Genomic DNA, 14,486 nt, shown 5'->3' with positions numbered 1-14,486 from the left:
GCGGGTGCTCGTTCAGAACGAGCGCATCAGGGAAATGAAGGCCGATGACTGAGTGCCGCGTCGTGCCATCGGGCTGTCCTTTACTGCATCGCCGAGCCACTGGTTGGCGACCACGCCGGTCGCGCGCCACTTCGTGCCCAGGGGCGTGCTGACCGCGATCTGCAGGCTCGGTGATGTCGCGCTGCCCGGGTTGTAGGCGGCAAGTCCCGAGCGCAGCGCTTCCTCATCGCTGATGCCGTAGTAGTAATCCAGCAAGCGTGCGCTGGAGTGGACCACGCCGACCTTCGGGACCCAGGTGAAGCGACCAGCCTGGATCGGATAGCTGTAGTGCAGGCGCGACTCCATGCCACCTCCGTGCCCGGTGACCTCGCGCATCACGCTGGCCTCGACGATGCCCCAGTCGGCGCTGTATTCACCATTGATGCCGGCCATGGCGGACATCTGCCGGCTGTGCAGGCGGCGCAGCTGAGGATCGTTCACGTCGTCGGTCTTGAAGCGCAGCGTGTAGGGCGTGACCGCCGCCGACAGGCGCAGGCCCTCGCGCTTGTACAGGTACATGCCCAGCGAGCCCGGGCTGGCGAAGAAGCGCTGGCCCTGCCAGGCAATGGACGGGACCACCAGTGGCTTGACGTCGTAGTGCGCATACGCGCCCGAGGTCGCGCCAGCACTGATGCCGGCCTGTATGCCCGGGTTGCTGTCGGCGGCCTGCGCGAACACCGGCAGGCCAAAGGCAGCGGAGAACAGCAGCGGGCGCAGCAGGGTCGAGGGCAGTGGCGGCATCGGTCAACGACGTTGCGGAGGATGGCTGCGCATGATGGGGGCGCAACATTGTCAGAACATTGCGTCGGCGCATCCGCCAGGCCGAAGCGGAAAAAGTGGGCGCCAGGCACTATGATCGGCACCGTTTCCGGTAGCCGAGCCCCCGATGCGCATCCTCCTGGTCGAAGACGATCCTGACCTGTCCCGTGCCCTGCAATCGGGGCTGGAGCGGCAGGGCGTGGTCGCCGATGTGGTTGGTTGCCTGGCCGAAGCGGCCATCGCGCTGCGCGAACCGGTGCACCAGCTGATGCTGCTCGACCGCCAGTTGCCTGATGGCGATGGCGCTGGCTTCGTTGCCGTTGCGCGGGCCCTGCGTCCGAACCTGGCGGTGATCATGCTGACGGCCAAGGGCACGCTGTCGGACAAGGTCGAGGGCCTGGATGTCGGCGCCGATGACTATCTGGTCAAGCCGGTGGCGATCGAGGAACTGATGGCGCGCATCCGTGCGGTCTCGCGACGGCCCTCGGCAATGGTGACACCACGCTTGCGACTGGGCCGGCTGGAGTTCGATTTCGAATCGCTGCAGGCGCAGGTCGATGGCCAGCTGCTGGCGCTGCCCCGGCGCCAGGTGCTGGTGCTGCAGGCGCTGGCGATGCGGCAGGGGCGCACCGTCACCCGCAGTGCACTGGAGGCGGCGGTGTACGGCTTCGATGACGAGATCCAGTCCAATGCACTGGACGCGCACATCTCCAAGCTGCGCAAGGCGCTGCAACAGGCCGGGGCCGGCGTGGAGATCCATGTGATCCGCGGCGTCGGCTACCTGCTGGCGGAGGCCTGAGATGGCACGCCCGATCCGTTCCATCACCCTGGGCCTGGCCTGGCGCCTGTTCCTTGCGCAGGCGTTCACCGTGCTGTTCGCGGTGGTCGCGCTGATCCTGACCTGGGGTGACAAGGACTCCTGGGGCATGGACATGTTCACGGCCGAGGCGGTGGCCAAAGCCGTGCACAGCGAAGGCGGCCGGCTGGAACTGGACCAGGCGCGCTGGGACAAGCTCAATGCCGGGGCCGGCGGCAACCTCTGGTTCGCGGCGGTTGATGACAGGGGCACGTGGCTGGAGCGCGGCACGATTCCTGCGGTCCACGCGCCATTGCTGGCACGCTTGCCGACAGTGGGCGCCACCGAACTGGGTTCACTGGTGCCACCCTATCTGGACGTGGCGCGGGTGATGATCCGCAACGAGGATGGACGCCGCATCACGGTGATGGTCGGTGGTGCTCCAAAGGGTGGGTTGCTGGATGGCGCGCTGATGGTGCTGCGCCTGATCGGCCTGTGGTTCTTCCTGCCGTTGATCGTGGTCACGCTGCTGGTGATGCCGACGGTGATCCATCGCGCGATGCGCGGCGTGCGCCGCTCCGCGCAGCAGGCCAAGGAACTGGACATCGGCCAGCCGGGCGCGCGCCTGGATGCGCAGCTGGTGTCCACCGAGGTCGCACCACTGGTGGAAGCGTTCAACGATGCGATCGACAAGGTGCAGCAGGGCTATGCAGCGCGCGACAAGTTCCTCGCCGATGCCGCGCATGAGCTGCGCGTACCGATCGCGGTGGTGCAGGCGCGCCTGTCGCAGCTGCCGCAGGGTGAACTGAAATCGCAGTTGCTGACCGACGTCGCCCGCCTCGGCAACGTGGCTGAGCACCTGCTCGACCTGCAGCGTCTCGATCGCAATGTCGGCGCGCTGCAGCGGCTGGACCTGGCGTTGCTGGTGCGCGAGGCGGCCGCCGATCTGGCGCCGCTGGTGGTCGGCGCCGGTTATGGCTTCGAGGTGGATGCGCCGGAGTCGCCCGTGTGGATCCATGGCGACAGCCTGGCGCTGGGGCGGGTGATCGCCAACCTGGTGCACAACGCCATCGTCCATGGCGGCGGGCGCGGCACGATCTGCGTGCGCCTCGATGCACGCGGCCTGCTGGAGGTCAGCGACCAGGGCGCCGGCATTCCGGTCGGCGACCGCGAAGCGATCTTCGAGCCCTTCCACCGCCTGCGTGCAGCCGGCAGCGGCAGTGGCCTGGGCCTGCACCTGGTGAAGGAAATCGTGCAGCACCACGGTGGCTCGGTCAGCGTTGGCGAAGCGGCTGGCGGCGGCGCCAGCTTCAGAGTCAATTTCCACCGCGGTACCGTACGGCGCTGACAGGCGCACGGGGAAAGGCCCGATAGGCAGCCTGCGGCCTCCAGCGGCAGGCTGGGGAAATGGTTCCCGATCGATCCGCCCCGGCCCTGTTTGGCTTTGGCTGCGCTGCAGGCCTGGTGCTGGGGGCGCTGGCCTGCGTGCAGATGCCGATGTTGCTGCCGCTGTGGCTGAGTGTGCCGATGGCGATCGCCGGCGCCGGCGGCTGGCTGTTGCCCTGGCGCGGCCGTGCCTGGTCTGCGTCCCTGCTCGGCCTGGCCTGGGCAACGGTGCACGGGCACTGGGTCCTGCATGGCCAGCTGCCACCCGGCGCGCCACCGCAGGATGTGCAGGTGCGGGGCCGGGTGGCCGACCTTCCCCGGCAGGGGCCCGGCTACACGCGTTTCGTGCTGCATGTCGAAGATGCCGGCGCGCTGCCATCGCTGCGTGGCAAGCGCCTGCAGGTGACCTGGAGCGACCCGTGGCGCGGATCGCCGGCGCACGAGGCGGAGGGCGGGCGCCATGCGGTTCGCGCAGGATCGCATTGGCAGTTGTCGTTGCGCGTGCGCGCGCCACGCTCGCGGATCAATCCCGGCGGCTTCGATGGCGAGCGCCACGCCGTGCTGCGGGGCATCTCCGGCAATGCCTCGGTGCGTGATCCGGCCCGTGCGCGGGAGTGGCTGCCGGCGCAGGGCCTGCAGGCCTGGCGGGAACGCAGCAGTGCGGCGATCGCCGTGCAGGTGGCACATCCTGCCGCGCGGTTCGTGCAGGCGCTGGCACTGGGCGATACCCGTGGCCTGTCCGATGCCGACTGGGAACACTTGCGCGCGCTGGGCCTGACCCATCTGGTCGCCATCTCCGGTTTCCACGTGGGCGTGGTGGCTGGCTTCGGTGTACTGCTGTGCCGCTTGTGGTGGTGGCTGTGCCCGTTGCTGGGACGGTACTGGCCACGGCCGCAGGCCGCCGCATGGGGAGCGGCGCTGGCCGCAGCCACCTATGCCGTGGCGGCGGGTGGTGCGCTGCCGACGGTGCGCGCAGCGCTGATGATCGGGCTGGTCGCACTGGCCAGGGCCGGGCGTCGCCCGGTGGGCGCAGGGCAGGGGCTGGCGTTGGCCGCGATGGTGATGCTGTTGCCTGCGCCGCTGTCGGTGCTCTCGGCTGGATTCTGGCTGAGCTTCGGTGGCGTGCTGTGGCTGCTCTGGTGCCTGCCGAGGACGGGGCCGGAGGGAATCGGTGGCGGGCTGCGCGGGTTCCTTGCCGCGCAGGGTGTTGCCAGCCTTGGGCTGCTGCCGATGTGCATCGCCTTGTTCGGCGGGACCGCGCGGCTGGGGCCGCTGGTTAACCTGCCGGTCATCCCGTGGTGGACAATGCTGGTTGTTCCGCTGTCGCTGCTCGGTACCGGCCTGCACGTGCTGCATGACGGCGCGGGGCGTTGGGCCTGGCGTGCCGCGGCCTGGCTGTTCGAGCTCAGCTGGGGGGCCCTGCAACCGTTGGCGCTGCATCCGCAGGCGATGTGGTGGCTGGCCGAGGCGCCGCGCTGGGCGCTACCCGTGGCCTTGCTGGGCGTGTTCTGGTGGCTGCTGCCGCGCGGCGCCGGCGGTGGCCTGGCGGGCCTGCTGCTGTGCCTGCCGCTGCTGTGGCCGGCCCGGCATGCACCGGCCGCGGGGGAGCTGGAGCTGCTGGTGCACGATGTCGGCCAGGGCACGGCGGTGCTGGTGCGCACGGCGCGGCACGCGCTCTGGTACGACGTGGGGCCGCCGACTGGCGGCGAGGGCAACGAACGCATCCTGGTCCCCGCCCTGCGCGCGCTCGGCCAGGGGCCGCCCCGGCAGGTGATGCTCAGCCATGACCACCTGGATCACACCGGCAGCCTGCCCAGCCTGCGACGGCAGTTGCCCGGGCTGCAGCTGCTGGCGCCACCGGGCAGCACCATCGGCGGCGCCACGCCCTGCCAGCAGGGGATGCGCTGGGAGTGGGACGGGGTTGATTTCCAGGTCCTGCACCCGGCGCCGGGCGGCCGGCAAGCCGAAAACGAGGACAGCTGCGTGCTGCGCATTGCCAGCCGTCACGGCGTGGTCCTGCTGCCGGGTGACATCGGTCGACCGGCCGAGGGGGCGCTGCTGCAGGCGTACCCGCACGCGCTGAGGGCGGACGTGGTACTGGTGCCGCACCATGGCAGCGGCGGCAGCTCCAGTGCGCCGTGGGTTGCGGCGGTGGCGCCGCGGCTGGCGGTGGTCTCGGCCGGGCACCGGAACCGCTTCGGCCACCCGCGCCGGGAGGTGGTCCAGCGCTGGCAGGCGCAAGGCGCGGAGGTGCTGGCCACGGCCGACTCCGGGGCGATCCGCGTATGGCTTGGCGCACAAGGCCTGCAGCTGCGTGAACAGCGCATCCATGCATCCCGGTGGTGGGATGCCGCTGGGCGGGCGCGGTCGGCTGCTATCCTATCGCCGATCGAACAAGCGGCCGTTGGGCCGGAGGGTTGAAACGTGTGGGAACTGGTCAAGGCCGGTGGCTGGCCGATGGTGCCGCTGCTGCTGTTGGGCGTACTGGCTTTGGCGATCATCCTGGAGCGTTTCTGGTCCCTTCGGCGGACTGAAGTGCTGCCGCCCGGCCTCGGCCAGGAAGTGCGCAACTGGGCCGCTCGCGGCAAGCTCGACCCGGCCCACCTGCAGACCCTGCGGGCGAATTCGCCGCTGGGCGCGCTGCTGGCTGCCGCACTGGAAGCCCGCAACCGCCCGCGCGACCAGATCCGCGAGCGCATCGAAGACACCGGCCGCCACCTGGTGCACCGCATGGAGCGATTCCTGAACGCACTGGGCACCATTGCCTCGGCGGGCCCGCTGCTGGGCCTGCTCGGCACGGTGATCGGCATGATCCAGATGTTCCTGGGCATCCTCGACCACGGCGTGGGCGACGTGAACCAGCTGGCCGGCGGCATCGGCAAGGCGCTGGTGTGCACCGCCACCGGCATGATCGTGGCGATTCCGGCGCTGATGTTCCATCGCTACTTCAAGGGCCGCATCCACGGCTACGTGGTGGAGATGGAGCAGGAAGCCAGCGCCCTGCTGGATACGCTCGACGGCCGCCCCGGGGTGATGAACCCGGCCCCGGCCGCGCGCCAGTCCGGCGCCGCCACGGCGAAGGCCTGATCGATGCGTATCGGCAACGACCGATCCCAGGATGAGCCGCATATCGACCTGGTGCCGCTGATCGACGTCATCCTGGTGCTGATCATCTTCTTCGTGGTCACCACCACCTTCGACGCGCGTTCGACGCTGCAGGTGCAGTTGCCGACCGCCAGCCAGCAGCAGACCAACGAGCCGCCGCGCTCGCTCAGCGTTCTGATCAACGCCGAAGGCCGTTACTTCATCAACGACCAGGAAGTGCTGCGCAGCGACGTAGAGTCGGTCAAGCAGACCATCGCCGCCGTGGCCGGCAGCGATCGCGAGCAGACCGTGCTGCTGCGTGCCGACGCACGCACTCCCTACCAGGCCGTGGTGACCGCGCAGGACGCGCTGGGTCAGCTCGGCTTCCGCCGTATTGCCATTGCAACAGCACCCGAGGTGCGTCCATGAGTTCCAATCACGCGCCGGTGTGGCCGATCTACAAACGTCTGCTGGGGTACACCCGCGCCTATTGGGTGTTCATGGTGGCCGCGGTCATCGCCATGGTGGTCGAAGCCCTGGCGGGCTACCACTTCACCAAGTTGATGGAGCCGCTGGTCAACCGCGGTTTCGTCAACCCGGAACCGCGCATGGCGGTGATCCTGCCGCTGACCATCCTGGGCCTGTTCCTGATGCGCAGCGTCGCCACCTGGGTGAGCGACTACGCGCTGGCCAAGACTGGTCGCAGCGTGGTGCGCGACCTGCGCGAACAGGTGCTGGCCAAGTACCTGCACCTGCCGTCCTCGCATTTTGATACCGAAGCGACGCCGGTGATGGTCAGCCGCCTGAACTTCGATACCGAACAGGTCACTCAGGCCAGTGCCGACGCACTCAAGACCGTGGTGGCCGACACCCTGACCATCATCGCCATGCTGGCGGTAATGCTGCAGATGAGCGTGAAGGTCACCGTGGCGATGCTGGTGGTGGTACCGCTGATCGGCGTGATCGTGTCCTACGTGGGCAAGCGCTACCGCCGCATCAGCCGTGGCATCCAGGATGGTATGGGTTCGATGGCGCAGACCGCCGAACAGTCGCTGGCGGCGCAGCAGGAAGTGAAGGTGCACGGCACCCAGCAGCATGAGATCTCGCGCTACTCGCGCCTGGCCAACCGCATGCTGTCGCTGAACATGAAGGTGGAAGTCACCCGTGCTGCCGCCTCCAGCGTGGTGCAGTTCCTGGCCGCACTGGCGCTGGCGGTGATCGTCTGGGTATCGACCCGCGAAGCGCTGGCCGGCCGCCTCAACGCCGGCCAGTTCATGGGCCTGATGACCTCGATGATGGCCATCATTCCTTCGCTGCGCCGCCTGACCAGCGTGCAGACCTCGATCTCGCGCGGCGTGGCCGCCGCAGAGCGCCTGTTCGGCATCCTCGACATGCAGGTCGAGCGTGACGAGGGCCGCAACAGCGTGCAGCGCGTACGCGGCGAACTGGCCTTCGACCACGTCATGCTGCGCTACCGCGAGGACAGCGGCATTGCCTTGGACGACATCAGTTTCGTTGCCAAGCCCGGCACGGTCACCGCCATCGTGGGTCGTTCCGGCAGTGGCAAGACCAGCCTGATCCGGCTGGTGCCGCGCTTCTACGAGCCCAGCGGTGGTGTCATCACCCTCGATGGCGTCGCGCTGGATGACTATCCGTTGGCCGACCTGCGTCGGCAGGTGGCGATGGTCGGGCAGAAGGTCATGCTGTTCGATGACACCATCGCGGCCAACATCGCCTATGGCATGGAAGCGAGCGAGGAGCAGATCCGTGCGGCGGCCGAAGCAGCCAATGCGTGGGAGTTCATCGCGCGCATGCCGCAGCAGCTGCAGACCCCGGTCGGCGAGAACGGCGCGCTGCTGTCCGGCGGCCAGCGCCAGCGCCTGGCGATCGCCCGCGCGATCCTGCGTGACGCCCCGATCCTGATCCTCGACGAAGCCACTGCCGCGCTGGACAACGAATCCGAGCGACTGGTGCAGGATGCGCTGCAGCGCCTGATGCCCGAACGCACCACGCTGGTCATCGCGCACCGCCTGTCGACCATCGAGCATGCCGATCAGGTGCTGGTGATGGACCACGGCCGCATCGTTGAACGGGGTACCCACAAGGAGCTGCTTGCCATGGGTGGCCTGTACCAGCATCTGCACAGCATGCAGTTCCGCGAAAGGCAGGACTGATGGCTGGCAAGGGTACCCAGACCCCGCCGTACTGGTACGACGGCAGCCCGGTTCCGTGGGCGATGCGCCTGCTGGCGCCGCTGTATGCCGGCATCACCGCGCTGCGCCGCCGTGCCTACCGGCGTGGATGGCGCAAGCGCTACGCGCTGCCGGTGCCGGTCATCGTGGTTGGCAACATCACCGCCGGCGGCACCGGCAAGACGCCGCTGACCATCGCCCTGGTCGAGCGCCTGCGTGCGGCCGGCTGGAAGCCGGGCGTCGCCAGCCGTGGCTATGGCCGTGAAGACGCTGACAAGCCGCTGTGGGTGCAGGCCGACACGCCGACCGCCAAGGGCGGTGACGAACCGGTGCTGATCGCCTGGAAGACCGGCGTACCGGTGCGCGTGGACGCTGACCGCGTGGCCGCAGGCAGGGCACTGGTCCAGGCCGGCTGCGATGTGATCGTCTGCGATGACGGCCTGCAGCACTACCGGCTGGCGCGCGACATCGAGATCGAAGTGGTCGATGCCCAGCGGCGCTACGGCAACGGCCGCATGATTCCCGCCGGACCGCTGCGCGAGCCGGTCAGCCGTGCCGGCGAATGCGATTTCCGCGTGGTCAACCTGGGCCAGGCCGATGAGGAAAGCGCGGCACAGGCCTGCGGTTTCGGCCAGTGGCCGATGGCCCTGCACATCGACAGTGCGCAGCCGCTGGCCGGTGGCCGCGCGCGCCCGTTGTCGTACTTCAAGGGCCAGCGTGTTCATGCGGTGGCCGGCATCGCCCATCCGCAGCGCTTCTTCGACATGCTGCGCGCGCGTGGCATCGGCGTGGTGCCGCACGCCTTTGCCGACCACCAGGCCTACCAGCCGCAGGACCTGTCGTTCGGCAGCCAGCTGCCGGTGCTGATGACCGAGAAGGATGCGGTGAAATGCCGCGCGTTCGGCAACGATTGGCATTACGCGGTGCCGTTGCGTGCCGAGTTGCCTGCCGCGTTCTGGGTGGCGCTGACCGACCGCCTGGACAAGCTGCGACCGAACTGAGCGGCGCGGCGGCGCTTGCATTCACGTGCCGCCGGCCGCATCCCCGTTGTAACGAGCCTGCCGAGTATTGCCCCATGACCGAATTCGTCGTCGCCATTCCGGCCCGCTATGCCGCCTCGCGGCTGCCGGGCAAGCCGCTGCGCCTGCTGGGCGCTGAGCCGCTGGTGCTGCACGTGGCGCGCCGCGCGCTGCAGGCCGGCGCTGGCGAGGTCTGGGTCGCTACCGACGATCAACGCATTGCCGACGCGCTGTCCGGGCTGGCCGAGGTGAAGGTGGCGATGACCGCCACCTCGCATGCCTCCGGTACCGACCGCCTGGCCGAGTGCGCGCGCATCGCCGGCTGGGCCGACGACACCGTGGTGGTCAACCTGCAGGGTGATGAACCGTTCGCGCCGGCTGCGGGAATCCGTGCGGTGGCCCAGGCGCTGGTTGAAGGCAATGCGCCGATGTCGACCCTGGCGACCGCCGTGGAGGATGCAGAAACCCTGTTCGATCCGAACGTGGTCAAGCTGGTGCGCAACGTGCGCAACGAGGCGATGTACTTCAGCCGCGCGCCGATCGCCTGGCACCGCGATGGTTTCGCGCGCAGCCGCGACACGCTGCCGGAAGGGCATGCCTGGCTGCGCCACATCGGCATCTATGGCTACCGCGCCGGTTTCCTGCAGCAGTTCGCGGCGATGCCCCCGGGCCGGCTGGAGCAGGTCGAATCGCTTGAGCAGCTGCGCGTGCTCGAGGCCGGCTACCCGATCAGCGTGGCGATCTCGCCGGAGCCGTTCCCGCCCGGCATCGATACGCCCGAGGATCTGGAACGCGCTGAAGCGCTGCTGCAGACGCTGGCCGCGCGATGAGGCTGCTGGTCGTCTGCCTCGGCAACATCTGCCGTTCGCCGATGGCCGAAGGTGCGCTCCGCGCACGCCTGGACGCTTCACCGCTGGCGGGGCGGGTGCAGGTGGATTCGGCCGGCACCGGCGACTGGCATGTGGGCGAGCCGCCGGGCCGGCGTGCGATCGCCTGCGCGGCCGGGCACGGCGTGGACATCGGCGGCCTGCGTGCGCGCCAGCTGCACGCCGCTGATTTCGACCGCTTCGACTGGATCCTCTGCGCCGACGAGGCGAACCTGCGGGACGCGGGACGCTTGGTGGCACCCGCCCAGCGTGAGCGGCTGGCGCTGTACCTGCCCTGGTCGGGCGGGGAGGGGCAGGCGGCCATCCCGGATCCTTACACCGGCGGCAGCGATCACTTCGAACAGGTCTGGACGCTGGTCGACAATGCTGCAAAACGTGCAGTGGCACGACTGTTGCATGACGCCGACTCCGGCATAATCGGGCCATGAACGTCCAGCCCGTCCCGGACCTGCCCGAGTTCGCCACCTGGCTCAATGCCGCTCCCTGTACCCTGACCGAACTGCGCGGTCGGCCGGTGGCGCTGTTGTTCGTCAACGCCGCTTCTGCCTGGAGCGCGCAGCGCCTGGCCGAATTCAGTCAATGGCTGTCGCGTCACCCTGGCATGCTGCAGCCGCTGGTCCTGCAGGTACCCCGCTTCGATTTCGAGCGTGACGCCGGCGCCGCACTCAAACTGCTGCGCCGCCAGGGGCTGTCAATGCCGGTCCTGCTCGATGCCGACTGGGATGGCTGGCGTCGCTTCGGCATCACATCGTGGCCGACCGTGGTGCTGCTGGACGCGCAGGGTCGCGAGCAGCAGCGGCTGGTCGGGCTGGGGGCTCCGGGAGAGCTTGAGCGTGCGTTGAATGCGCTGTGCCACGGTGCGCCGTCGGCACCGCCGCGCGGCGGTACCGAGCTGCATCCGGAGCCGCGGCAGGCCCTGCGTTTTCCGCTGGGCCTGGCGGTCAGCACCGAACGCCTGTACATCGCCGACAGTGGCCATCACCGCATCCTCGAATGCAGCCACGGCGGCCGCATCCTGCGCCAGTTCGGGCTGGGGACGGCCGATTTCATGGACGGCAACCTCGCCGAAGCGGCGTTCCATCGCCCGCAGGCGCTGGTGCTGGAGCGCGACGCGCTGTACGTGGCCGACACCGGCAACCATGCCGTGCGCCGCATCAACCTGCTGACCGGCATCGTCGACACGCTGTGCGGCAATGGCCGCCCCGGTGCGCCGGTGGAGGGCCCGGTAGCACAGGCGCGGCAGGTCTCGCTGGACCACCCGGTCGGCCTCGCCATCGCCGATAACCAGCTGCACATCGCCATGGCCGGCGACAACCGCATCTGGAGCTACCACCTGGGTCAGCGCAGCCTGCAGTGGCGCGCCGGCAGCGGTGCCATCGACGAGCGTGACGGCAGCGGCCACCTGGCTGCCTTTGCCCAACCGACTGCGCTGGCCGTGGTGCAGCAGGTGCTGTACGTGGCCGATGCGCTGGGCTCCTCGATCCGTGCACTGCAGCTGCGCGGGGATCTGGTGCAGACGCTGGTCGGGCAGGGCCCCTGGCGTTTCGGTGACGAAGATGGCCCGCGCGCGCAGGCCAGCCTGCAGTTCCCACAGGCGATCGCGCTGAGTCCGGATGCGCCGCTGCTGTGGATTGCCGATACTGGCAATGGTCGCCTGCGCACGCTGCGGCTGGGCGGTGGCGAACTGACCACCCAGCCGCTGCCGCGCCGCCTGCACGGCCCGGCCGGGTTGGCCGTGGGTGCCGGTGCGGTGTGGATCGCCGAGACCGATGCCCACGCCGTGCTGCGATTCGACCCCGAAAGCGGCGTGCTCAGCGAAGTGCCGATCAGCGAATGACCGACGTTCCCGCCCCGGCCTTCGACGGCAAGGCCTTCGCGGCCCAGCTCAGTACCGCCCCCGGTGTGTACCGCATGTACGCGGCCGACGACACCCTGCTGTATGTCGGCAAGGCGCGTGCGCTGCGTAACCGAGTCGGCAGCTATTTCAACGGCAGCCCGAAGAATGCGCGGATCATGTCGATGATCTCGCAGATCGTGCGCATGGACGTGACGGTGACGCGCTCGGAAGCCGAGGCGCTGCTGCTGGAAAACCAGCTGATCAAGTCGCTGTCGCCGCGTTACAACGTCTCGCTGCGCGACGACAAGACCTATCCGCATGTGCTGCTGACCCGCGAGGACTGGCCGCGCATCGCGCTGCATCGCGGCCCGCGCGCCATTCCCGGCCGCTATTTCGGGCCGTATCCCGGCGTCACTGCGGTGCGCGAAACGCTGAACCTGATGCACAAGCTGTTCAAGCTGCGCAGCTGCGAGGACAGCGTGTTCCGCAACCGCTCGCGGCCGTGCCTGCAATACCAGATCGGGCGTTGCAGCGCGCCCTGCGTGGAGCTGGTGGCGCCTGCCGAGTACGCCGAATCGGTGCGTCGCGCTGCATTGTTCCTGGAAGGCAAGAGCGACGAACTGACCCGCGAGCTGGGCGAGCAGATGCAGGCCGCCAGCGAGGCACTGGAATTCGAGCAGGCCGCGCGCCTGCGTGACCTGATTTCCTCGCTGCGCAGCATGCAGACCCGCCAGTACGTGGATGGCCGTGCTGCCGACCTGGACGTGCTGGCGGTGGCCATGCAGGGCTCGCAGGCCTGCGTGCTGCTGCTGGCGTTCCGCGATGGCCGCAACCTCGGCACCCGCCCGTTCTTCCCGCGCACCAATGGTGAAGAAAGCCCGGAGGAAGTGCTGGCCGCGTTCGTCTCGCAGTACTACATCGAATTCGAGCCGCCGCGCGAGATCCTGCTGGACCGCGAGATCCCCGATGCCGACCTGCTGGTCGCCGCGCTGTCGGCCTCGGCCGAGCGCAAGGTGCAGCTGAAGTGGAACGTGCGCGGCGAGCGCGCCGGCTACGTGGAACTGGCCAGCCGCAACGCGCAGCTGACCCTGGCCACCGAACTCAACAGCCGCAACGCGCAGCATGCGCGCAGCGACGCACTGCGCGAGATGCTGGGTCTGGCCGAGCCGGTCAAGCGGGTCGAGTGTTTCGATATCAGCCACACCCTGGGCGAGGCTACCGTGGCCTCGTGCGTGGTGTTCGACGCTGCCGGTCCGGTGCGCGCGCAGTATCGCCGCTTCAACATCAGCGGCATCGAGCCGGGCGATGACTACGCCGCCATGCGCCAGGCCATCGACCGCCGCTTCCGCCGTGCGGTGGAAGAGCAGGGCGTGCTGCCGGACGTGCTGCTGATCGACGGCGGCGCCGGGCAGCTGGCGCAGGCCCAGGCCGCACTGGCCGACCTGGGCGTGGAAGGCGTGCTGCTGGTGGGTGTGGCCAAGGGCGTGGAGCGCCGCGCCGGCCATGAAGCGCTGGTGATGCCCGACGGCCGCGAGCTGCGCCCCGGCGCGGCCAACCCGGCGCTGCAGTTCATCCAGCAGGTGCGCGACGAGGCGCACCGCTTCGCCATCACCGGCCACCGCGGCCGCCGGCAGAAGGCGCGGATGACCAGCAAGCTGGAGGACATTCCCGGTATCGGGCCGCGCCGCCGCGCCAGCCTGCTCAAGCATTTCGGGGGCCTGGTGGGGCTGAAAGCCGCTGGCGAAGCGGAAATCGCCAAGGTGGAAGGCATCAATGACGCCCTCGCGGCACGTATCTACGCTAACCTGCACGGGTTGGCCACGCCTGATGCGGCCGAGTAGAGAGAGAAGCACGCAAGCATGAAGTTGACCCTGCCCACCTGGCTGACGTTGTTGCGGATCGTGATGATCCCGGTGCTGGTGCTGGTGTTCTACCTGCCCTACACCTGGACCAACTTCGCTTCGGCGGCGATCTTCGGCCTGGCCGCGATCACCGACTGGCTCGATGGCTGGATCGCACGCCGTTACCAGCTGGAGTCGGCCTTCGGTGCCTTCCTCGACCCGGTCGCGGACAAGCTGATGGTGGCAGTGGCACTGTTCCTGATCGTGCAGGGCCATCCGACGCCGTGGATGGCGTTCTGGGCGGCGGTGATCGTCGGCCGCGAGATCGCGGTATCGGCGCTGCGCGAATGGATGGCCGAGCTGGGCCAGCGTGCGAAGGTGCGCGTGGCGATGATCGGCAAGGTCAAGACCACCGCGCAGATGGTCGCGCTGCTGTGCCTGCTGTACTCGGTGGCCCCGAACGTGCCGGTGGAAGACATCTGGATGGGCTGGCCGGTGTTCCATATCGGCGACTGGACCCTGGCGATTGCCGCGGTGCTGACCCTGTGGTCGGGACTGCAGTACCTGCACGCCGCCTGGCCGAGCCTGCGCGATGACGAGCGCGCTGCGCGCGAGCGTGCGCGGCAGAAGAAGCTGGGCAACTGAG

General features: G+C 69.0%; 13 protein-coding genes. 12 read left to right on the top strand and 1 reads right to left on the bottom strand.

Annotated features, from left to right (window positions below; all coding sequences use genetic code 11):
- Positions 1 to 12: 12 nt before the first annotated feature.
- On the bottom strand, positions 13 to 780 hold the full coding sequence (locus tag AC5P9F_RS00475) for a MipA/OmpV family protein (protein WP_005412817.1): 768 nt from the start codon (positions 778 to 780) through the stop codon (positions 13 to 15).
- A gap of 145 nt (positions 781 to 925) precedes the next feature.
- Between AC5P9F_RS00475 and AC5P9F_RS00470 the strand changes: the two genes are divergently transcribed.
- The 12 genes from AC5P9F_RS00470 to pgsA all read left to right on the top strand — a co-directional run bounded on the left by AC5P9F_RS00470 (position 926) and on the right by pgsA (position 14,485).
- Positions 926 to 1,597 (top strand): response regulator transcription factor, encoded by a 672-nt coding sequence (locus tag AC5P9F_RS00470; protein ID WP_005408870.1) that lies wholly within the window; start codon positions 926 to 928, stop codon positions 1,595 to 1,597.
- 1 nt (position 1,598) lies between these two features.
- On the top strand, positions 1,599 to 2,942 hold the full coding sequence (locus tag AC5P9F_RS00465) for a sensor histidine kinase (RefSeq protein ID WP_005408871.1): 1,344 nt from the start codon (positions 1,599 to 1,601) through the stop codon (positions 2,940 to 2,942).
- A gap of 59 nt (positions 2,943 to 3,001) precedes the next feature.
- On the top strand, positions 3,002 to 5,401 hold the full coding sequence (locus tag AC5P9F_RS00460) for a DNA internalization-related competence protein ComEC/Rec2 (protein ID WP_099497442.1): 2,400 nt from the start codon (positions 3,002 to 3,004) through the stop codon (positions 5,399 to 5,401).
- Positions 5,402 to 5,404: 3 nt separating this feature from the next.
- Positions 5,405 to 6,067, top strand: coding sequence for a MotA/TolQ/ExbB proton channel family protein (locus tag AC5P9F_RS00455; RefSeq protein ID WP_005412819.1), 663 nt, complete (start codon positions 5,405 to 5,407; stop codon positions 6,065 to 6,067).
- A gap of 3 nt (positions 6,068 to 6,070) precedes the next feature.
- Positions 6,071 to 6,493, top strand: coding sequence for an ExbD/TolR family protein (locus AC5P9F_RS00450; RefSeq protein WP_004152323.1), 423 nt, complete (start codon positions 6,071 to 6,073; stop codon positions 6,491 to 6,493).
- The gene (gene msbA / locus AC5P9F_RS00445) at positions 6,490 to 8,238 is read left to right on the top strand and encodes a lipid A export permease/ATP-binding protein MsbA (protein ID WP_005412820.1); all 1,749 of its coding nucleotides are present in this window, start codon (positions 6,490 to 6,492) and stop codon (positions 8,236 to 8,238) included. Before AC5P9F_RS00450 ends, msbA begins: the two co-directional genes overlap by 4 nt.
- Positions 8,238 to 9,257 (top strand): tetraacyldisaccharide 4'-kinase, encoded by a 1,020-nt coding sequence (gene lpxK / locus AC5P9F_RS00440; protein ID WP_099497441.1) that lies wholly within the window; start codon positions 8,238 to 8,240, stop codon positions 9,255 to 9,257. The genes msbA and lpxK overlap by 1 nt, the downstream gene beginning before the upstream one ends.
- Positions 9,258 to 9,331: 74 nt before the next feature.
- Complete coding sequence (gene kdsB, locus AC5P9F_RS00435) at positions 9,332 to 10,105, top strand: 3-deoxy-manno-octulosonate cytidylyltransferase (RefSeq protein ID WP_005412822.1); 774 nt, start codon at positions 9,332 to 9,334, stop codon at positions 10,103 to 10,105.
- The gene (locus AC5P9F_RS00430) at positions 10,102 to 10,590 is read left to right on the top strand and encodes a low molecular weight protein-tyrosine-phosphatase (protein WP_005412823.1); all 489 of its coding nucleotides are present in this window, start codon (positions 10,102 to 10,104) and stop codon (positions 10,588 to 10,590) included. The genes kdsB and AC5P9F_RS00430 overlap by 4 nt, the downstream gene beginning before the upstream one ends.
- Entirely contained in the window at positions 10,587 to 11,999 is a 1,413-nt protein-coding gene (locus tag AC5P9F_RS00425) for a hypothetical protein (RefSeq protein ID WP_005412824.1), read from the top strand. Before AC5P9F_RS00430 ends, AC5P9F_RS00425 begins: the two co-directional genes overlap by 4 nt.
- Positions 11,996 to 13,840: an excinuclease ABC subunit UvrC gene (uvrC, locus tag AC5P9F_RS00420; RefSeq protein WP_005408879.1), complete on the top strand. Its 1,845-nt coding sequence runs from the start codon at positions 11,996 to 11,998 to the stop codon at positions 13,838 to 13,840. Before AC5P9F_RS00425 ends, uvrC begins: the two co-directional genes overlap by 4 nt.
- A gap of 18 nt (positions 13,841 to 13,858) precedes the next feature.
- The gene (gene pgsA, locus AC5P9F_RS00415) at positions 13,859 to 14,485 is read left to right on the top strand and encodes a CDP-diacylglycerol--glycerol-3-phosphate 3-phosphatidyltransferase (RefSeq protein ID WP_012510614.1); all 627 of its coding nucleotides are present in this window, start codon (positions 13,859 to 13,861) and stop codon (positions 14,483 to 14,485) included.
- The last annotated feature ends 1 nt before the right edge of the window (position 14,486 follow it).

Source organism: Stenotrophomonas sp. YJH_SMC_4, assembly GCF_059371575.1.
Note: the sequence above shows the minus strand (reverse complement) of the source record. Positions and strands in the feature narration are given on the sequence as shown.